We start from the raw sequence: 20,322 nt of genomic DNA, 5'->3' as shown, positions 1-20,322 counted from the left end.
GACTCACGTATAATAAGAACATGCAGGAGGAAAAAAACACAGAATGAATCAGTTTAAAAACCTTGCAGCCTATGAGGTTGTAGAAGAAAAGGAATTAAAAGAGATCAATGCATCCGGATGTGTACTCCGCCATAAAAAAAGCGGAGCCAGGCTGTTCCTCGTATCCTGTGATGATGAGAACAAAGTATTTTCCATCGGATTCCGTACCCCTCCGTCAGACAGCACCGGTGTTGCCCACATTCTGGAGCACAGCGTGCTCTGCGGATCAGACAAATTTCCGGTGAAAGATCCGTTTGTCGAACTGGTAAAGGGTTCCCTTAACACCTTCCTAAATGCAATGACCTACCCAGATAAAACGGTATACCCGGTAGCCAGCTGCAATGAAAAGGATTTCCAGAATTTGATGAACGTGTACCTGGATGCCGTACTACATCCCAATATTTACAGGGAACCAAAGATCTTCATGCAAGAAGGCTGGCATTATGAACTGGAAAGCCCGGAATCTGCTCTGATTTACAATGGAGTAGTATATAACGAAATGAAGGGAGCATTTTCTTCTCCGGAAGAAGTTCTGGACCGCTATACCAGAAAAACTCTTTTCCCGGATAACTGCTACGGTCAGGAATCAGGCGGAGATCCTGCCTTTATTCCGGATCTGACCTATGAAGATTTTCTAGCCTTTCATAAGAGATATTATCATCCCTCCAACAGTTATATTTACCTGTATGGAGATATGAACATGGAAGAAAAACTCGTATGGCTTGATAAAGAATACCTAAGCCAATACGACGAAATATCAATCGATTCCAGTATTCCTAGACAAAAACCATTCTTAAATCCGGTAGAGGGAGAGACGTTCTATTCCATTACCGAAGGAGAGTCTGAAGAAAATGCCACTTATCTTTCCATCAGTACAGCCGTGGGAACAGACTTAGATCCCAGGCTTTATATTGCATTCCAGATTCTGGAATACACCCTTTTGGATGCGCCGGGTGCACCCTTAAAGCAGGCTTTAATTGATGCCGGGATCGGCCAGGACATTTTAGGCGGGTACGACAGCGGCATTTTACAGCCCTATTTTACCATCATTGCAAAAAATGCAAACAAGGAGCAGAGAGGAGAATTTCTCGCCGTTGTAAAAGGTACTTTAAGAAAGCTTGCAGATGAAGGCATCAACAGGAAGAGTCTGAAAGCAGGAATGAACTATTACGAATTCCGTTACCGGGAAGCGGATTACGGTTCAGCGCCAAAGGGCCTGATGTATGGGCTTCAATGCATGGACAGCTGGCTCTATGACGGAGATCCGATGATGCACTTAGAATACCAGGATACCTTTGATTATCTGAAAAAGGTGGTAGATGACGGATATTTTGAACTGCTCATCAGAGAATACCTTCTGGACAATCCTTTTGAGGCCATCTTAACCGTAAGCCCCAAAAAGAACTTAACGGCAATGGAGGATGAGAAGGAAGCGAAGAAGCTGGCCGCATACAAAGCCTCCCTTTCAGAAGAAGAGCTTCGGGAACTGGCAGAACAGACCCGTGCTTTAAAAGAATACCAGGAAACCCCATCTCCCCAGGAGATGCTGGAGATGATTCCCATGCTTACGAGAGAAGATATAAGCAAGGAAGCAGAGGAAATCATTTGGGAAGAAAAATCAGCTCATGGCGTTAAGGTGATCCATCATGAGATGCTTACCTCCGGAATCGGGTATTTAAAGGTTCTGTTCGATACTTCCGCAGTTCCTGTCGAGGATCTGCCATACGTTGGATTTTTAAAATCCCTGCTTGGCTATGTAAATACAGAAAACTTCACCTATGGGGACTTAACCAGTGAGATCCATTTAAACAGCGGCGGTGTAAGCTTTAGCGTATCCTCTTATCCAGACTTAAAAAATAACGGAGAATTTAAAGGCTTTTTTATGGCAAGTGGCAGAGTGCTTTATGAGAAGCTGGACTTTGGCTTCTCTATTCTTGGCGAGATCCTGACCCGTTCTATTTTAGATGATGAAAAGCGGGTAGGCGAAGTCATCAGTGAAACCAGGTCAAGAGCCAGAATGAAGCTGGAAGGTTCCTGCCATTCGGCAGCTGTGGCCAGGGCTACTTCTTACTATTCCGCCACCTCTTCATTTAATGATTTAACCGGCGGAATCGGATACTATGAATTTTTAGAGAATCTGGAAAAGGAATATCCTACCCGCAAGAAGGAGATCATTGCCCGCTTAAAAGCGGTCATGGAAAAGCTCTTCACTTCCCAAAACATGCTGGTCAGCTATACGGCAGATGAAGAAGGATATAAGTTACTTCCCGAGGCTCTTAAAAAGCTCACAGACTTACTGCCTGAAGGAGAAGGAACCCGCTATCCCTTTACTTTTTCACCTGGAAACAGAAACGAAGGCTTCAGCACGGCTTCCCAGGTCAATTATGTGGCCAGATGCGGAACCTTTGCGGGCAGCGGCCAGGAATATACCGGTGCTCTTAAAATATTGAAAGTCATTTTAAGCTATGATTACCTGTGGATCAATTTAAGAGTCAAAGGAGGAGCCTATGGCTGCATGAGCGGATTTGGCCGTTCAGGAGAAGGGTACTTTACCTCCTACCGGGATCCAAACGTAAGAGAAACAAATCAGATCTATGACGGAGTCGTGGATTATTTAGAGAGCTTTCAGGCAACGGACCGTGATATGACAAAGTATGTCATCGGTACCATCAGTGACATGGATGTGCCGTACCCTCCGTCTACCAGAGGAAACCGCGGCCTTTCCGCCTATTTATCCGGAGTTGACCGGGAAATGATGGAAAAAGAACGGGAAGAAGTATTAAACGCCACTCAGGAAGATATCCGCAATCTGGCATCTCTTGTAAACGCCGTTTTAAATACAGGAAGTCTCTGCGTCATTGGAAATGAAGAAAAAATAGAAGCGGATAAGGATCTGTTTGGAGAAACCAAGAACCTGTTCCACTCATAATACAAAGCCTTACAGGCATACCTTAATGTCCAAAAAACGTGGACACGAAAGAGGAAAGGAAACCCCTATATGGAAAACAACTATAAATCAGGCTTTGTTACCCTGATCGGACGTCCCAATGTTGGAAAGTCCACCCTGATGAACCATCTCATCGGCCAGAAGATCGCTATAACTTCCGATAAGCCCCAGACAACCAGAAACCGGATCCAGACCGTGTATACGGATGAGAGAGGACAGATCATCTTCCTTGATACCCCCGGAATTCATAAGGCAAAAAACAAGCTGGGTGAATATATGGTAAGCGTAGCGGAGCGCACCTTAAAGGAAGTGGATGTGGTGCTCTGGCTGGTAGAACCGACTACCTACATCGGGGCCGGGGAGCAGCATATTGCAGAGCAGTTAAGCCAGGTAAAAACTCCTGTGATCCTTGTCATTAATAAAATTGACACAGTGAAAAACCAGGAGGATATCTTAACCTTCATAAGCGCTTATAAAGATGTCTGCCAGTTTGCCGAGATCGTGCCAGTTTCCGCTCTAAAGGACAAAAATACAGACCTGATGCTAGAACTCATCTATAAATATCTTCCAAAGGGGCCTCAGTATTACGATGAGGATACGGTAACAGACCAGCCCATGCGTCAGATTTCAGCAGAGCTTATCAGGGAAAAAGCCCTTCGTCTTTTAAATGATGAGATTCCCCACGGGATCGCGGTTACAATTGAGAAGATGAAGGAGCGGGATAACGGCATCATGGATATTGAAGCCGAAATTATCTGCGAACGGGAATCCCACAAGGGGATCGTCATTGGAAAAGGCGGTTCCATGCTGAAAAAGATCGGAAGCTCTGCCCGCAGGGAAATAGAAGCTCTGATGGATACAAAAGTAAATTTACAGCTATGGGTCAAGGTCCGGAAAGAATGGCGTGACAGCGAGCTGTATATGAAGAATTATGGATATAATGAAAAAGACATTTAAAAGTGGTGGTAGGAATTGAGGGAAGTTGAAACCATGACGGGGATGGTAATAAAAGTGTCCCCGGTTGGAGAAATGGATAAGCGCCTTGTGATACTCACCAGGGAAAGAGGAAAGATCACCGCATTTGCCAGAGGGGCCAGAAGACCGGGGAGTCCATTCATGGGGGTTAGCCGCCCCTTTGCCTTCGGGCAGTTTTCCCTATATGAGGGCAGGGATTCCTATACTCTTCGGTCTACGGAGATCACCAATTATTTTGAAGCATTGTCCCTGGATGTAGAAGGAACCTGCTATGGATCCTATTTTCTGGAACTGGCTGATTATTACGCCAGGGAGAATATGGACGGAACAGGTCTTTTAAAGCTACTATACCAGTCCATACGGGCGCTTTTAAAACCAGCTCTGAAAAATGAGCTGGTACAAAGGATTTTTGAACTGAAAGCAATGGTGTTAAACGGAGAATATACAGAGGCCCCTCCCTGCCCTGTCAGTGATTCGGCAAGCTATGCATGGGAATATGTGATCGCCTCACCGGCAGAGCACCTATACACCTTTACTTTGACAGATCCGGTACTGGAGGAATTTGTCCGCTGTGTGGAGATCAATAAAAAGCGCTATGTGGACAGGGAATTTCATTCCCTGGAGATTTTACACACCATGACTGGCTGGAAAGTATTGAAATGACAGGTGGGGTTTGGTATAATGTTCAGGAATGCTATGAGCAGTGCGAATCAGGGCACGAGAAAATTTTCGTTGTGCTTGCACATAAGAAAATTTTCTTGTGCCCTGATTCATAGGGCGAACGCCCGTGAGCCCGTGAAGCCTGCGGCTTCACGGGCTGCACTGCGGACTTACGGGCTGCACCGCAGCTCCACAGGCTGCACCGCAGCTCCACAGGCTGCACCGCAGCTCCACAGGCTGCACCGCAGCTCCACAGGCTGCACCGCAGCTCCACAGGCTGCACCGCAGCTCCACAGGCTGCACCGCAGCTCCACAGGCTGCACCGCAGCTCCACAGGCTGCACCGCAGCTTCACAGGCTGCACCGCAGCTCCACGGGCTGCACCGCAGCTCCACAGGCTGCACTGCGTTCACGGTCTTGCTCTATCAACACACACCAATTCACACCAACACTTCAGTTTAATAAGCACCCGAATCCGCGTAACAACGAATTCAATGCAGGAGGGAAATGGATGAAAAAAAAGAAAGCCTTTCTGGCTGCCATTCTAGCCGCCGGAATGCTGACAGGCTGCTTAGGCAGGAGCGGCGGCGGCACCTTGAATGCGGAGAGCAGCAGAATTTATGTAACGGAAGAAGGAACCCTTCAGACCGCCACAGTGGAAACCTATGCGGAACAGGAATATTATCATGCAGAAGAATTGAAAGCCTATCTGGAAGAAGCTGTTTCCGGATATAACGAGACCCATGGTCAGGGAGCGGTAACCCTGGATTCCTGCACAATGGAAAACGGAAATGCCAAGATGGTTTTCCACTATGCATCAGGAAGTGACTTAGCAGGCTTTGCCTCACAGTATGAGGACAAAGAAAACCAGGTGGATTCCATCACTGTGACCCGTTTGTCCGAAGTACTGCGACAGAGCGAGTCAGAAGGAGTGGCATTTGTAAAAGCCTCTGATGGAAAACCAGCAGAAAAAAAAGCTTTGTCCAACAAAGGGGATAGCTTTGCCATCGTTGTGGAGACACCCAGCCCGGTGACAATACAAACCCAGGGAAGGCTTTTATTTGTTTCTAAGAATGCAGTTATAAAAGATCGCTATACCGTACAGACAGCAAAAGGGAAAAATTACATCATTTTTAAATAAGAGAGGTTAAGATCATGGAAAAGACAATGGAAAAGATTGTGGGACTTGCAAAATCAAGAGGATTTGTATATCCTGGCTCCGAAATTTACGGCGGCCTTGCAAATACCTGGGATTACGGCAACTTAGGCGTAGAACTGAAGAACAATGTAAAAAAAGCATGGTGGCAGAAATTTATTCAGGAAAGCCCATACAACGTAGGCGTAGACTGTGCCATCCTGATGAACTCCCAGACCTGGGTTGCTTCCGGACATTTAGGCGGCTTTTCCGACCCGCTGATGGACTGCAAGGCATGTAAGGAGCGTTTCCGTGCAGATAAACTGATAGAAGATTACATGGCTGAGAATAATATCACCATCGAAAGCTCTGTTGATGCCTGGTCCCAGGAAGAGATGAAAAGCTATATTGATGAGAAAAACATCTGCTGCCCAAGCTGCGGCAAGCATGATTTCACAGATATCCGTCAGTTTAACCTGATGTTCAAAACCTTCCAGGGAGTAACAGAAGATGCCAAAAATACCGTATACTTAAGACCAGAGACAGCACAGGGTATTTTCGTAAACTTCAAAAACGTACAGAGAACCTCCCGTAAGAAGATACCATTCGGTATCGGACAGGTAGGTAAATCCTTCCGTAACGAGATCACTCCAGGAAACTTCACTTTCCGTACCAGAGAATTTGAGCAAATGGAGCTGGAGTTTTTCTGTGAGCCGGATACAGATCTTGAATGGTTTGCATACTGGAAAGAATTCTGCATCAACTGGCTGCAGACCCTGGGAATCAAAGAAGACGAGATGCGTGTCAGGGATCATGAGAAAGAAGAACTTTCTTTCTACAGTAAGGCAACCTCTGATATTGAATTCCTGTTCCCATTCGGATGGGGCGAGTTGTGGGGAATTGCAGACAGAACCGATTACGACTTAAACCAGCACCAGAATACGTCCGGACAGGATATGACATATTTTGACGACGAAAAGAAAGAGCGGTATATTCCCTATGTAGTAGAGCCGTCTTTAGGAGCTGACCGTGTGACCCTTGCATTCCTTTGTGCTGCATACGATGAAGAGGAGATCGCAGAAGGAGATGTACGTACAGTGCTTCATTTCCACCCTGCCATTGCACCTGTTAAGATCGGCGTTCTGCCTCTTTCCAAGAAGCTGAATGAAGGCGCAGAAAAGGTATATGAAGAGCTTTGCAAATATTATAACTGTGAATTCGACGACAGAGGCAACATCGGAAAGCGTTATAGAAGACAGGATGAGATCGGTACTCCATTCTGCGTTACTTATGATTTTGATTCAGAAGAAGATTTCGCCGTAACCGTCCGTGACCGTGATACCATGGAGCAGGTAAGAGTTCCTATTGCAGAGCTGAAGAGCTACTTTGAGGATAAGTTCCGTTTCTAAACATGGTCCTGTTTATTTAGCAGGCATCAGTTCATAAAATAAAAAAGAAGGAGAAAGAGGCAAATGCCTCTTTCTCCTTCTTTTTTTATCTGTCTCTTATTTCTATCTTTTATCTCTGTCTCTTACCTCTATCTTTAATCTCTACCTCTGCCCCTTATCATAAGGAATACCCTCTGCCTTAGGAGCTTGAGAGTTTCTGGAAGTGAAGATCAGCACAATCAAGGTAATAATATAAGGCACCATCTTATAGAAGTAACTTGGAATGCCCATTGCACTTAGGAATGGAATTCCGGAATAGGCTGATGCGATAGCCTTCATGAGTCCGAAGAAAAGGGAGGCAAACATGATATTGACCGGCTTCCACTGGCCGAAGATCAATACAGCCAGAGCCAGGAAACCGTAACCGGCTACGTCTGCGTTAAAGTTGGTGGAGGTGGGAACTACAAAGACCAGTCCTCCAAGTCCGCCAAGGGCGCCGGAGATCATTACGCCTGCATACTGCATCCGGTATACATTAATACCGGCGGAATCGGCTGCCTGGGGATGCTCTCCGCAGGACCGGAGCCTTAAACCAAACCGGGTTTTATAAAGAACAATGGTTGAAAGCAAAAAGATTGCAATGCCTATATAAGTGGTGATATAAGCGTTCTGGAACAGGAGAGGACCGAAAAACGGAATCTTACCCAATAACGGAACGGATGAAATTCGGAAGGTGTTGCTAAACTGAACCTGCTGTACTCCCTGAATAACACGGGCCACGAAGATGGCAAATGCGGGGGCGAACATGTTTAATGCCGTACCGCTGATTACCTGATTGGACTTCATGTTAATGGAAGCGTAGGCGTGGAACAGGGAAAATACCATACCCGTTGCCATGGAGATTAACACCGCAATAATGAGCTGAAGCTGCCCGTTCATGGAGCCGCCTGTAAAATGAATAAACAGGATTCCTGTAAAGGCTCCCATGGTCATGATTCCTTCCAAAGCAATGTTGATGATTCCGCTTCGCTCAGAGAACATGGCTCCCAAAGCTACGATCATGAGAGGAATCATGAAATACATGGTCTGCTGAAAAATAAAATAAATTACGCTCATGATTTCGTTCCTCCTTCCTTAGCTGCTTCTGCTTTTTCGCCTTTCTGCCTGTGAATTTTAGAAAGAATGATCTTTACCATAAGAGCAAAGGCGCTGAAATAAATAATAACTGCAACGATAATATCAATGATTTCCGTTGAAAATTCAAACAGCTGCAAGTAAAATCCCCCGGCCGTTAAGTATGCGATAAAGATGCCGGAGAAGAGTACTCCGATGGGGTTGCTTAAGCCCAGCAATGCAACGGAAATGCCGGTAAAGCCTTCCGATGCCAGCACATCTTTGATTTCAATGTGCTTTCCGGTACCTGCCAGATACAAGAGCCCGCCTGCAAGTCCTGCAATGGCTCCTGCGATTACCATAGATAAAATAATGCTCTTTTTTTCATTGATACCCGCGTATTTGCTGGCATCCCGGTTAAAGCCCACAGCCTTTAATTCATAGCCGAAGGTTGTCTTGTTAAGAAGGAGCCAGATCACAATCACCGTAAGGATTGCAATGAGGATACCGCCGTTAACACTGGAACCTGGGAATATCTTATCAAGTCCCATCTTTGGAATGTTGGCTGTTGCTGCCACATTCCGGGATTCATTTCTCAGGTTATTAAATAAGGGCTTATAACTTTTCACGATCCAGTTAACCAGATACATGCCGATGTAGTTCATCATAATAGAAGCAATTACTTCGTTAACGTTAAAATAGGCCTTTAGAAGTCCTGGTACAAGGCCCCACACAGCGCCTAAGATGACGCTGGCAAGAAGGGCGACGATCCAGTGAGCCGGCCCTAAGGATGTCCAAAGGATTCCCACATAGACAGCACCAAACCCTCCCATGATAAACTGGCCGGGAGTTCCGATGTTGAAAAGCCCTGTCTTAAAGGCAAACCCCACAGAAAGACCGGTGAGGATAATGGGAGTTGCATAATAAAATACCTGTCCAACACCCTTTGCTCCATGGGTAAATGCTCCTGATAAAATCGTTGCAAATCCGGGAAGAGCCTGCTTCGGATTGCAGAGGAACAGAATGATCAGGCCTACGATCAATCCAAGCACAATGGCAAAAATGGAAGAAAGAATTCCTGTATGATCCTTTATTTGTTTCGGTTTCATGATTTGCCACCTTCTTTCTTTGCGCCTGCCATATAAAGACCCAATTCCTGAACCGTAACGTTCTTAGGGTTTAGGTCGGCTACGATTCCGCCTTCAAACATGACCAGAATCCGGTCGCTTAAATTCATGACTTCGTCTAATTCCAGGGATACTAAGAGAATGGCGGCACCCGCATCTCTTTGCTTTATCAACTGGCGGTGAATGTATTCAATGGCTCCTACGTCTAAGCCACGGGTGGGCTGAACAGCCAGAAGGATATCGGGAGCCTTAGAGATCTCTCTTGCTACAATAGCCTTTTGCTGGTTTCCGCCGGACATGCTGCGGGCTGTGGTAAAGGAGCCTTCACTGCTTCTTATATCATAATCCTGGATCAGCTTTTCCGCATATTCATAGATCTTGTCATTTTTTAAGAAAGTATTGCTTTGGAAGTCCTTCTCAAAATACTGCTGAAGAACCAGGTTGTAGGCCAGGTTATAATCCAGGACAAGGCCGTGTTTGTGCCGGTCCTCCGGTATGTGGGACAAACCATGGGTATTTTTGTAACGGATGCTCTTTTTCGTCACGTCTTCCCCATTGATGGTAACGGTACCGGTGCTCATATCGGAAATGCCGGTAATGGCATGGATAAGCTCTGTCTGGCCGTTGCCGTCAATGCCGGCGATACAGACGATCTCACCTCTTTTTACCTTGAAAGAGACATCATGGACCATCTTTTTTGTCTGGCCCTCTCTTTTGGCCTCCACCGAAAGATCCTTTACTTCCAGCACAACATCTCCGGGCTTGGAAGGATTTTTGTCAACGGTCAGATTTACCTTTCGGCCAACCATCATCTCTGACATTTCTTCAGGTGTTGTTTCTGCTACCTCTACCGTTCCAATATATTTACCGCGGCGCAGGACAGAACAGCGGTCCGCAACCGCCTTGATTTCATTGAGCTTGTGGGTGATAAATAGGATGGACTTTCCTTCCTTTACCAGATCTTTCATGATCTGCATCAGTTCCTCAATTTCCTGAGGAGTAAGAACCGCGGTGGGTTCGTCAAAAATCATGATTTCATTGTCACGATAAAGCATTTTTAAAATCTCGACCCTTTGCTGCATGCCAACGGTAATGTCCGATATGATCGCATCCGGGTCCACGAATAATTTGTATTTCTCGCTTAAATCCATAACCTTTTTGCGGGCATCATCCATCTTTAAAAACCCGCGTTTCGTCGTTTCAATGCCCAGAACAATATTCTGAAGTACGGTAAAATTCTCTACCAGCTTAAAATGCTGATGAACCATGCCAATACCCAGAACATTGGCATCCAGCGGCCCTGTTATCTTTTCTTCATTGCCTCTGACCTTAATGACGCCTTTTTCCGGCTGGTACAGGCCGAATAGGACACTCATGAGCGTGGATTTTCCCGCGCCGTTCTCACCAAGCAGAGCAAGTATCTCGCCTTTCTTTAATTGCAGAGTGATGTCATCATTGGCGATGATACCAGGAAATTCTTTCGTGATGTGAAGCATCTCAATAATGTAGTCCATAAAATCCCCCTTAATTCGGTACCTATCTATGGGACCTGGTTAATAAAATACACCTTGGTATTTTTCTGTTTTATGAGAAATAAAAAAGAGATGCCGTAAGAGACCAGGTCTGTTCTGACTGGTGAATCAAACGGCATCTCCTTTCCTCTTTCCCGCCCATGCTTTCTGGGCATATAGGTATGCCTGGAAGGTATTCCTCTTTCTAGCCCGCGCTATCTGGGCTTAAAGATATGCCCGAAGGGCGCTTCCTTTGCAGGTTATTCTACAAAGTTAATTTTTGTCTTTTCAAGCTTTAAGTCAACCGTAGGATTGTTGTTATCCTGGGAAGGCTGTACAAGTTCGATCTTACCTTCTTTTAACTGAGTAAAGATTGCATCATAATCCTTCTGTGTGAACTTGGTGAATTTGGAAGTTTCCATTGGAAGTCCGATTCCATTGTTCTTTGCTGAGAAGATGCTGGTTTTTCCGCCTGGGAAAGAATTGTCATAGAATGCCTTTACTCCATCGTAAACGGAAACGGACAGTTCTTTCATTGCTGAGGTAATAACAGTATTGGATTCATAGCTCTGGTCAACGTCAACGCCGATAACCTTTGTGCCTTTTTCTTCAGCAGCAGCCATAACGGAGTTACCAACTGCGCCTCCGCATCCAAAGATCACTTCGGTTCCGTTCTGGTACCAGGAAGCAGCCATGGACTGAGCTTCCGGTGTAGCGGCAAATGCTCCTGTGTAGTTGTACATGATTTCTATGTTGTCGATTCCCATTTCCTTAGCTGCAACGTCAGCACCTTCTGCAAATCCGTAGCCGTAACGGATAACTGCAGGAACTGCCATACCGCCTAAGAAGCCAAGCTTTGTATAGCCGTCTTTCACTGCTGCATAGCCTGCTAAGAATCCAGGCTCGTCTTCCTGGAAGAGGATCGGCATTACATTAGCCTCTGTTCTGAATTCTGAATAATCACCATTGTGAGGTTCGCCATCCAGAAGGATGAAATGAACATCTTTGTGCTGATCCTGGGCAAGGAATACAGGCTCTTCAAATAAGAATCCGGGGCAAACAACTAACTTGGCGCCGCCTTCGATGGCAAGGCCGATGGTCTCAAGATAGGAATCAGTGGTACCTTCCTGGGGCTGGTAGTACTTGTAGGAAATATTGTTTTCCTCCGCATACTTCTTCATGCCTTCCCAAGCGCCCTGGTTAAAGGACTTATCATCAATGGTTCCTAGGTCTGTAACCAATGCAAGCTCATACCCGTTGTCAGATTTTTCTGAAGCTGCGGCTGTTGTCTCTGCCGCTTTTTCAGCAGCTGTTGTGGTTTCCGGTGCAGCTGTGGTAGCGCCGCCTTGATTGGAAGATCCACATCCACTTAATGCTGCAGTCATCATGACTGCCATTGCTAATGCTAATGCTCTCTTTTTCATAATCTTGTTTTTCCTCCTGTTATTGATTAATTTTCAGAGATACCACTAATGTATCACATTTTCGTTCTGGAAACAATCTCATTTGGTGTTATTTTACAGAAAAAATCAAAAAACAATCGAGCATTTTATGGAATATATTCCTAAACCTTTTACTATGGACGGATATTCTCTGATTTTACTTGTTATTTAAAAGAAAAATGATAGAATGTTTAAAGAATTGAAAAGGAGGATTTTTATGAAAAAGACAAATTTACTGGAAGAACCGGTGAAGAAGTTATTTTTAAGGTATCTGATGCCATCCATCAGTGCCACTCTGGTTACTTCTATATATATATTGGCGGACACTCTGATGATCGGACGGGGAGTAGGAGCCATCGGCATTGCTGCCTTAAACCTTCTTCTGCCCTTATACAGTCTGTTTTTCGGAACCGGCATGCTGTTTGGCGTAGGCGGAGGCGTGCTTTTGTCTATTTCCAAGGGAAAAGGAGATGAGCATGGGGCCAGGGAATATTTTACGGCTGCATTCTGCATGGCGGCAGCTGCCGGTGTGTTCTATGTGGCGGCTGGGCAACTGTTGTTTGATCCTGTGACAAAGTTTCTGGGGAGAAACGAAACCATGGACCTTTATGTCAGGGAATACGGAAGGATACTGGTATGGGGGGCGCCCGTATTCCTGCTTTCTTCTTTCCTGCAGGCCTTTGTCAGAAATGACAGAGCTCCTAAAATGGCCATGATTGCCGTGATCTCCGGCGGTGTCACCAATGTGATCCTGGATTATGTTTTCATCTTTCCTATGAAGATGGGAATGGCAGGAGCGGCGGCGGCCACTGTGATCGGCTCCTGCCTGACCCTTGGCATCCTGCTTACCCATTTATTTTCCAAGGGAAGTTCCTTAAGAATTGTCCTTGGCTTCAAATGGAGAAAAGCAGGGGAAATCGTGGTAAACGGCCTTTCCAGCTTCTTATTAGAAACGTGCAGCGGAATCGTCATGTTTTTATTTAACCGCCAGCTTTTGGCTTACGTTGGCGATCTTGGAGTGGTGGTGTACGGCATCATATCCAACAGTGCTTTAATCGTTGCTTCTATTAATAATGGTATCTCACAGGCATCCCAACCCATTCTAGCCATGAATTACGGGGCAGGAAAAATGGAGAGGTTAAAGGAAACACGCCGCATGGGAGAACTGGCCGTATGCGTTGCCGGTGCGCTGTTTGTGGGAGTGGGTGTGCTTTTCCCGGTTATGGTAACAGAGGCCTTTGTAAAGCCTGCAGATGAGATTTTAGCCATGTCGGTTTCTGCTGTCAGGATATACTTCCTGTCATTTCTTCCCATGGGATTTAATATTTTGTTCAGCACCTGGTTCCAGTCGGTATTAAGGCCGGGAAAGGCATTGTTCATCTGCCTGATGCGGGGACTTGTCTTGAGCAGCGTTCTTGTATTTCTTCTTCCAATAGCATTTGGGGTGAACGGGATCTGGTCCGTCATGCCGGCGGCAGAATTTTTGACGCTGGGGATCTGCCTGGTATTGCTGAAAGAAAAAAAGCCTGTTTTGACTGAAAATTCTTGAAATTGTTTTGTGAAATTTTGGGGGTAAAACATGGATTTCCAGGTATAAAATTCGCATATGCGAACTAAAATCGCATATCGGAAAATGACTGAATATGGAAGTACTTTCATGGTAATTGTATCGAAAAAAGAGCTAATTTTTGGGAATAATTAAAGAAACCCCCTTTACTAGCGTTTGAATTATGCTATAATATTTGCAGGGCTTTTTTGCAAATGTATCCGGCAGAAAAGCTGGACAACCAACACAATTTGAGGAGGAAATTTACTTATGGCAAGAAAATGGGTTTATATGTTTACCGAAGGTAATACAAGCATGAAAAACCTGTTAGGAGGAAAAGGCGCCAACTTGGCAGAGATGACAAACTTAGGCCTTCCGGTTCCCCAGGGATTTACCATAACAACAGAGGCTTGTACTCAGTATTATGATGACGGCGAGAAGATTAACGATGAGATCATGGACCAGATCATGGAACACATCACTAAGATGGAAGAGATCACCGGAAAGAAGTTCGGCGATAAGGAAAATCCTCTTCTGGTTTCTGTTCGTTCCGGTGCAAGAGCATCCATGCCAGGTATGATGGACACCATCTTAAACCTTGGTTTGAATGATGAAGTAGTGGAAGTTCTGGCAGCAAAATCCGGTAATCCCCGTTGGGCATGGGACTGTTACCGCAGATTTATCCAGATGTTCTCCGACGTCGTTATGGAAGTGGGCAAAAAGTTCTTTGAAGAGCTCATCGATAAGATGAAGGAAGAAAAAGGAATCACAGAGGACGTAGATTTAACAGCTGAGGATTTAAAGGAACTTGCAAGACAGTTCAAGGCTGAGTATAAGGAAAAAATCGGTGCTGATTTCCCGGCAGATCCAAAGGTACAGCTGATGGAAGCGATCAAGGCTGTTTTCCGTTCATGGAACAACCCGAGAGCAAACGTTTACCGCCGCGACAACGATATCCCATATTCCTGGGGTACTGCTGTTAACGTTCAGATGATGGCGTTCGGAAACATGGGCGAGACCTCCGGTACCGGTGTTGCATTTACCCGTGACCCAGCAACCGGTGAACGGCACCTTATGGGTGAGTTCTTAATGAACGCACAGGGTGAGGACGTAGTTGCCGGTATCCGTACACCGCAGAAGATTGACCAGTTAAAGGAAGTTATGCCGGAAGCCTATGAGCAGTTCGTAGGAATCTGCAATAAGCTGGAAGATCACTACAGAGATATGCAGGATATGGAATTTACCATTGAAGATAGAACCCTTTACATGCTTCAGACCCGTAACGGCAAGAGAACAGCTAAGGCTGCTTTAAAGATTGCTTGCGATCTGGTTGATGAAGGCATGATTACAGAGGAAAAGGCAGTTAAGATGATCGATCCAAGAAACTTGGATACCTTACTCCATCCTCAGTTTGATACAGATGCATTAAAGAAGACAGAACCGATTGGAAAGGCTCTGGCAGCATCTCCAGGAGCTGCATGCGGTAAGATCGTATTTACAGCTGACGAAGCAAAAGCATGGCATGAAAGAGGCGAGAAGGTTGTTCTGGTTCGTCTTGAGACCTCTCCGGAGGATATTGAAGGAATGAAGGCCGCTCAGGGTATCTTAACCGTACGCGGTGGTATGACTTCTCATGCAGCAGTTGTTGCACGTGGAATGGGTACATGCTGTGTATCCGGCTGTTCCGAAATCATTATGGATGAAGAGAACAAGAAATTCGTCCTGTCAGGCAAGGAATATCATGAAGGAGACTTCTTATCCCTTGATGGATCTACCGGAAAGATCTATGACGGAATCATTCCGACAGTAGATGCAGCCATTATCGGTGAATTCGGAAGAATCATGGCATGGGCAGACAAGTACAGAAGGCTGAAAGTAAGAACCAATGCTGATACACCAGCTGATGCAAGAAAAGCAAGAGAACTGGGCGCAGAAGGAATCGGCCTTTGCCGTACCGAGCATATGTTCTTTGAAGGAGACAGAATCGACGCATTCCGCGAGATGATCTGCTCCGATACCGTTGGGGAAAGAGAAGCAGCTCTTGAAAAGATCCTTCCTGTACAGCAGGATGACTTTGAAAAGCTTTACGAAGCATTGGAAGGTAATCCTGTTACCATCCGTTTCTTAGATCCGCCTCTGCATGAGTTCGTTCCAACAGAGGAAGACGACATTAAGAAACTGGCTGATACACAGGGCAAGACTGTTGCTCAGATCAAGAGCATCATTGATTCCTTACACGAGTTCAACCCAATGATGGGACATCGTGGATGCCGTCTGACAGTTACCTATCCTGAGATCGCAAAGATGCAGACAAAGGCAGTGATCCGTGCAGCCATCAACGTTCAGAAGGCACATTCTGACTGGAACGTTTGCCCGGAAATCATGATTCCGCTAATCTGTGATGAGAAGGAATTAAAGTTTGTTAAGAAGATCGTAGTTGAAACTGCTGACGCAGAGATCGCTGCAGCAGGTAGCAGCTTAAAATATGAAGTAGGTACCATGATCGAGATCCCAAGAGCATGCCTGACCGCTGATGACATTGCCAAAGATGCTGAATTCTTCTGCTTCGGAACCAATGACTTAACTCAGATGACCTATGGCTTCTCCCGTGACGATGCAGGCAAGTTCTTAAATGCTTACTATGACACCAAGATCTTCGAGAATGACCCATTTGCAAAACTGGATCAGACCGGTGTAGGCAAGCTTATGGAAACAGCAATCAAGTTAGGCAAGGGCGTTCGTCCGGAGATGCATATTGGTATCTGCGGCGAGCACGGCGGAGATCCTTCTTCCGTAGAGTTCTGCCATAAGATTGGTCTGGATTATGTATCCTGTTCTCCATTCCGTGTGCCGATTGCTAAACTGGCAGCAGCACAGGCAGCACTTAACAATTAAGGAAAACAACTATATAGGATAGTCAAAGGGGGTCGTGGTACCGGCAGTTTCGTACACGGCCCCTTTTGATGTTTAAAATACTAAAAAGAGTGCAACATATTAGAAAAGCTGCTTAATCTGACCATTCGGTATAGATCTTGCAGCTTTTTTGATGTTCTTATATAATTGACAGTTGATATGCCTATGATTCCAAATCAGATTTCAGAAGTTCATTATACTTCTCAATAATCCGGTAAAAGGCGTCTAAGTCTGACTCACCGCACTGTTCGATCAGATAGGAGGTGGTCTGTGTGATGTCTGCTACATCGTAAGCTTTGTGAACCGAGGAAAGTCTCTGCCCCTTTTCTGTCACGTATAAGCATACGGATTTTTCATTATTCTCTTTGTAGCGTTTTTCTATATATCCGGAGTCAACCAGCTTCTTGATGACCTGGGAAATGGCACTTTTGCTTTTGTGCCATATCTTTGACAGCTCAGTGGCGGTAATCCCGGGGGAGTCGTCAATGTAGGTAAGGGTGTGTATCTCCATCATGTTAAAGTTTTCATTCTCATATGTATGATGGGCATAGATGTAATTGTGATATAAGATGATAAATTCATACAAGGTATCTGCCCGTGCATTCAACTTTTGATATGCGCTGTTTATATCTGAAATATGACTCATATAAATGCTCCTGTTCCAATTGATGATGTTTGTACATGTTATAGTACCATATATAGTATAGGGCTTCAATATATTATTTCAAACAAAGCAGGAAATATTGTTAAGTGAATAAACCATAAAAATAAAAAGTGAATAATTTATGTGAAAACTGCCCTAATTATTAAAAATGTATTAAAAATATATTGACAATATATACTAAGTATTTTATAATATAGTTCAGTTAGTGAACTATATTTTGCAAAAACTTGCTTATACTACGAAAAGGATGGTATTTTCATGGACATTGAGAAGTTCTGTAGGGAAAATTGTGTGGAACGACGGGGAACAGGTACATTAAAGTGGGACTCACTTCAAGAAATTTTTGGTGATGCGGACCTGCTTCCCCTCTGGGTTGCTGATATGGAGATCCAGTCGCCTGCAGCAGTAAGGGAGGCTCTGGTGAAGCGCGTGGAGCACGGCGTGTTTGGCTATGGCACAGTGGAGGAAGCGTTTTTTAATTCTTTCTTTGCATGGCAGAAGAAGCATCATAATGTAGAACTTGCCAGGGAAAATATAAGGTTTGCTACCGGGGTGGTGGGATCCTTATATGCGGCTGTAAGGGCATATACCAAAGAGGAAGCGTCCGTTATTATCTGCCCTCCTGTATATTACCCATTTTATGATGCCATACTGAACACTGGAAGAAAGCTTGTAACCTGTGAGCTTGATAACAACAACGGTTATTATACCCTGGATTTTGAAAAGTTTGAGAAGGAAATCATGGACAACAAGGTAGAGATGTTCATCCTGTGTTCCCCCCATAACCCTGTAAGCCGGGTATGGTCAGAGGAGGAGCTGGATACCATGTTCGATATTTGCCGCAGACATGGGGTGCTGGTGGTTTCTGATGAGATTCATCAGGATTTTACCTATGAGGGGAAGAAGTTCGTATCCTCCGCCCTGGTCGGAGACGGTAAATATAAGGATATTCTGATTACCTTAAATGCAGGTTCCAAGACATTTAACTTAGCCGGATTGATTCACTCCCATGTAATCATATTTGACAAACCGTTGATGGAAACCTATGATGCATACATCAAAAGCATTGGTTCACCGGAAGTCAACCTCATGGGTGTGGCAGGAGTGGAGGCCGCTTTCCGGGGAGGGGAAGAATGGCTGGAGAATGTGAAGGCACTGATTATTCACAATTACAATTATATGAAACAAGAGTTTTTAAGAGAGCTTCCAGAGATCGTGGTTACGCCTCTTGAAGGAACATATCTGTCCTGGATTGATTTAAGAGGCTATCTCACAGGGGAAGAGACTGCCGGCTTTATCCAAAACAAGTGCCGTCTTGCCTGCGACGTTGGGGAATGGTTCAGCCTCATGGCACACGGATTTATCCGGATTAACCTGGCTACTGATACAAAGAATGTTGTTACTGCTGTTGAGAGCATTATTAAAAACATTAAAGAAAAGGTGGGGGAATAAATGGCTGTTTATATAAGTGTAATCTGTTTTTTAATCTATCTGGGTGTTCTGTTTGTATTACAGAAAAAAGGCAAATCTTTTAATGTACGTGTAGTAGCCGGTCTGTTCGGTGGTATTATATTTGGTGCGATCTTAAAGACAGTGGCAGATGATGCAGCGGTTTCTGAGAGTCTGCGCTGGATCAGCCTGGTGGGTACTGCATATACCAAGCTTTTAAAGATGATGGTCATCCCGTTGATTTTTGTATCCATCGTGTGTGCTATCATAAACCAGAAGTCAGGCAAGAACCTTGGCAAGATTACAGCTCTTGTACTGGTAATTCTCCTGTCAACGGCAGCAATTTCAGCAGTGGTAGGCGGTGTTACAGCTAAGGCATTTGGCGTCAGCGCAGAGGGACTGGAGATTGGCGAGGCTGAGAGTAAGAAGACTTCCCAGCTGGAAGAGAAGGCTAAGGAGGGCCTTTCCATAGAAGATACCATTATCGATATCATTCCATCCAACCCGATCTATGCCCTGACCGGACAGGGTAGCAATGCAACTCTTTCCGTTGTGCTCTTTGCAGCATTCCTGGGAATCGGAGTGATCGGGGTACGGACCTATGCCCCGGAACAGGCAGAGTTTTTCGGGAAACTAATGAATTCGCTGAATACCTTGGTGGTGGAAGTGGTCATGATGATTATTATGCTGACGCCATTCGGCATCTTTTCATTGATGACCAAGACCATTGCAGGAAGTGACTATACCAGTATCCTGCGGCTTGTAACCTTTGTTCTTGCTTCCTATACAGCTATATTTATCATGTTCATCATTCACGGACTGATACTGGCTGCCGTGGGAGTCAGCCCTCTTACATATTTTAAGAAGGCCATGACAACCCTTGTATTTGCATTTACCTCCCGTACCAGTGCAGGAACCCTGCCGCTGACCATCAGGACCTTAACAGATGAGATGGGTGTGGATAACGGAGTTTCCAACTTGGCAGGTTCCCTCAGTACTTCCATCGGACAGAACGGCTGCGCGGCTATTTATCCTGCCATGCTGGTAGTCATGGTGGCTCCTGCTGTGGGCCAGCAAATTACCCCATCTTTCTTTATTCTGATGGTAGTCGTCATCACGTTTGCTTCCATTGGTATCGCCGGTGTAGGCGGTGGCGCAACCTTTGCAGGTATCACCGTGTTATCCGCACTTGGACTCCCGGTTGGTCTCGCAGGTCTGCTGGTAGGAATTGAGCCTGTCATCGACATGGCCAGGACTGCCCTGAATGTCAGCGATGGTATGGTGACCGGTTTAGTAGCTGCAAAACTAACCAATAATATAGATATGACAGTATATAATGACAAGTCGCTGAACCTGGAAAAGAAGCCGGCTTCAGCAAAGGGAAATTCATAAGAAAATAAAACAAAGGATGTGT

At 45.3% G+C, this 20,322-nt stretch carries 15 protein-coding genes; 9 read left to right on the top strand and 6 right to left on the bottom strand.

Going from position 1 to position 20,322, the window contains the following annotated elements:
* Nucleotides 1-43: 43 nt before the first annotated feature.
* The 3 genes from BMW45_RS01475 (at nucleotide 44) to recO (ending at nucleotide 4,624) form a co-directional block, all read left to right on the top strand.
* Nucleotides 44-2,968 (top strand): insulinase family protein, encoded by a 2,925-nt coding sequence (locus tag BMW45_RS01475; RefSeq protein WP_092240239.1) that lies wholly within the window; start codon nucleotides 44-46, stop codon nucleotides 2,966-2,968.
* 69 nt (nucleotides 2,969-3,037) lie between these two features.
* A complete protein-coding gene (gene era, locus BMW45_RS01470) occupies nucleotides 3,038-3,943 on the top strand; it encodes a GTPase Era (protein WP_092240238.1) in 906 nt (301 codons plus the stop codon).
* Nucleotides 3,944-3,958: 15 nt separating this feature from the next.
* Complete coding sequence (recO, locus tag BMW45_RS01465) at nucleotides 3,959-4,624, top strand: DNA repair protein RecO (RefSeq protein WP_092240237.1); 666 nt, start codon at nucleotides 3,959-3,961, stop codon at nucleotides 4,622-4,624.
* 31 nt (nucleotides 4,625-4,655) lie between these two features.
* Here the strand turns inward: recO and BMW45_RS27380 are convergent, their stop codons facing one another.
* Nucleotides 4,656-5,033 carry a hypothetical protein gene (locus BMW45_RS27380; RefSeq protein ID WP_143057000.1) on the bottom strand — a complete coding sequence of 126 codons (378 nt, stop codon included), beginning with the start codon at nucleotides 5,031-5,033 and terminating at the stop codon, nucleotides 4,656-4,658.
* Nucleotides 5,034-5,131: 98 nt separating this feature from the next.
* Between BMW45_RS27380 and BMW45_RS01455 the strand changes: the two genes are divergently transcribed.
* Both BMW45_RS01455 and BMW45_RS01450 read left to right on the top strand, forming a co-directional pair.
* On the top strand, nucleotides 5,132-5,761 hold the full coding sequence (locus BMW45_RS01455) for a hypothetical protein (protein WP_092240235.1): 630 nt from the start codon (nucleotides 5,132-5,134) through the stop codon (nucleotides 5,759-5,761).
* Between the two features lie 14 nt (nucleotides 5,762-5,775).
* Nucleotides 5,776-7,164 carry a glycine--tRNA ligase gene (locus tag BMW45_RS01450; RefSeq protein WP_092240234.1) on the top strand — a complete coding sequence of 463 codons (1,389 nt, stop codon included), beginning with the start codon at nucleotides 5,776-5,778 and terminating at the stop codon, nucleotides 7,162-7,164.
* A gap of 141 nt (nucleotides 7,165-7,305) precedes the next feature.
* Here BMW45_RS01450 and BMW45_RS01445 read toward each other — a convergent pair whose 3' ends face one another.
* The 4 genes from BMW45_RS01445 to BMW45_RS01430 all read right to left on the bottom strand — a co-directional run bounded on the left by BMW45_RS01445 (nucleotide 7,306) and on the right by BMW45_RS01430 (nucleotide 12,318).
* Nucleotides 7,306-8,259, bottom strand: coding sequence for an ABC transporter permease (locus BMW45_RS01445; protein WP_025231589.1), 954 nt, complete (start codon nucleotides 8,257-8,259; stop codon nucleotides 7,306-7,308).
* Nucleotides 8,256-9,365 carry an ABC transporter permease gene (locus BMW45_RS01440; protein ID WP_092240233.1) on the bottom strand — a complete coding sequence of 370 codons (1,110 nt, stop codon included), beginning with the start codon at nucleotides 9,363-9,365 and terminating at the stop codon, nucleotides 8,256-8,258. Before BMW45_RS01440 ends, BMW45_RS01445 begins: the two co-directional genes overlap by 4 nt.
* Nucleotides 9,362-10,897 (bottom strand): ABC transporter ATP-binding protein, encoded by a 1,536-nt coding sequence (locus tag BMW45_RS01435; protein WP_092240232.1) that lies wholly within the window; start codon nucleotides 10,895-10,897, stop codon nucleotides 9,362-9,364. Before BMW45_RS01435 ends, BMW45_RS01440 begins: the two co-directional genes overlap by 4 nt.
* Nucleotides 10,898-11,154: 257 nt before the next feature.
* Nucleotides 11,155-12,318 carry a BMP family lipoprotein gene (locus tag BMW45_RS01430; protein ID WP_092240231.1) on the bottom strand — a complete coding sequence of 388 codons (1,164 nt, stop codon included), beginning with the start codon at nucleotides 12,316-12,318 and terminating at the stop codon, nucleotides 11,155-11,157.
* 235 nt (nucleotides 12,319-12,553) lie between these two features.
* On the opposite strand from BMW45_RS01430, the gene BMW45_RS01425 reads away from it, so the two are divergent.
* On the top strand, nucleotides 12,554-13,885 hold the full coding sequence (locus tag BMW45_RS01425; protein ID WP_092240230.1) for an MATE family efflux transporter: 1,332 nt from the start codon (nucleotides 12,554-12,556) through the stop codon (nucleotides 13,883-13,885).
* 267 nt (nucleotides 13,886-14,152) lie between these two features.
* Complete coding sequence (gene ppdK, locus BMW45_RS01420) at nucleotides 14,153-16,777, top strand: pyruvate, phosphate dikinase (protein WP_092240229.1); 2,625 nt, start codon at nucleotides 14,153-14,155, stop codon at nucleotides 16,775-16,777.
* Between the two features lie 181 nt (nucleotides 16,778-16,958).
* Here the strand turns inward: ppdK and BMW45_RS01415 are convergent, their stop codons facing one another.
* The gene (locus BMW45_RS01415) at nucleotides 16,959-17,441 is read right to left on the bottom strand and encodes a MarR family winged helix-turn-helix transcriptional regulator (protein WP_092240228.1); all 483 of its coding nucleotides are present in this window, start codon (nucleotides 17,439-17,441) and stop codon (nucleotides 16,959-16,961) included.
* 276 nt (nucleotides 17,442-17,717) lie between these two features.
* Between BMW45_RS01415 and BMW45_RS01410 the strand changes: the two genes are divergently transcribed.
* The gene (locus BMW45_RS01410; RefSeq protein ID WP_092240227.1) at nucleotides 17,718-18,911 is read left to right on the top strand and encodes a MalY/PatB family protein; all 1,194 of its coding nucleotides are present in this window, start codon (nucleotides 17,718-17,720) and stop codon (nucleotides 18,909-18,911) included.
* A complete protein-coding gene (locus BMW45_RS01405; RefSeq protein WP_092240226.1) occupies nucleotides 18,912-20,300 on the top strand; it encodes a cation:dicarboxylate symporter family transporter in 1,389 nt (462 codons plus the stop codon).
* The last annotated feature ends 22 nt before the right edge of the window (nucleotides 20,301-20,322 follow it).

The organism is Lacrimispora sphenoides (assembly GCF_900105215.1).
Lineage (GTDB): Bacteria > Bacillota > Clostridia > Lachnospirales > Lachnospiraceae > Lacrimispora > Lacrimispora sphenoides_A.
This window is presented reverse-complemented; position numbering and strand designations above follow the sequence as displayed.

Bases quoted from the DNA above. Each gene is read 5' to 3' on its own strand.
- BMW45_RS01475 (WP_092240239.1), top strand. From the start codon at position 44: ATGAATCAGTTTAAAAACCTTGCAGCCTATGAGGTTGTAGAAGAAAAG.
- era (WP_092240238.1), top strand. From the start codon at position 3,038: ATGGAAAACAACTATAAATCAGGCTTTGTTACCCTGATCGGACGTCCC.
- BMW45_RS01455 (WP_092240235.1), top strand. From the start codon at position 5,132: ATGAAAAAAAAGAAAGCCTTTCTGGCTGCCATTCTAGCCGCCGGAATG.
- BMW45_RS01450 (WP_092240234.1), top strand. From the start codon at position 5,776: ATGGAAAAGACAATGGAAAAGATTGTGGGACTTGCAAAATCAAGAGGA.
- BMW45_RS01445 (WP_025231589.1), bottom strand. From the start codon at position 8,259: ATGAGCGTAATTTATTTTATTTTTCAGCAGACCATGTATTTCATGATT.
- BMW45_RS01440 (WP_092240233.1), bottom strand. From the start codon at position 9,365: ATGAAACCGAAACAAATAAAGGATCATACAGGAATTCTTTCTTCCATT.
- BMW45_RS01435 (WP_092240232.1), bottom strand. From the start codon at position 10,897: ATGGACTACATTATTGAGATGCTTCACATCACGAAAGAATTTCCTGGT.
- BMW45_RS01430 (WP_092240231.1), bottom strand. From the start codon at position 12,318: ATGAAAAAGAGAGCATTAGCATTAGCAATGGCAGTCATGATGACTGCA.
- BMW45_RS01425 (WP_092240230.1), top strand. From the start codon at position 12,554: ATGAAAAAGACAAATTTACTGGAAGAACCGGTGAAGAAGTTATTTTTA.
- ppdK (WP_092240229.1), top strand. From the start codon at position 14,153: ATGGCAAGAAAATGGGTTTATATGTTTACCGAAGGTAATACAAGCATG.
- BMW45_RS01415 (WP_092240228.1), bottom strand. From the start codon at position 17,441: ATGAGTCATATTTCAGATATAAACAGCGCATATCAAAAGTTGAATGCA.
- BMW45_RS01410 (WP_092240227.1), top strand. From the start codon at position 17,718: ATGGACATTGAGAAGTTCTGTAGGGAAAATTGTGTGGAACGACGGGGA.
- BMW45_RS01405 (WP_092240226.1), top strand. From the start codon at position 18,912: ATGGCTGTTTATATAAGTGTAATCTGTTTTTTAATCTATCTGGGTGTT.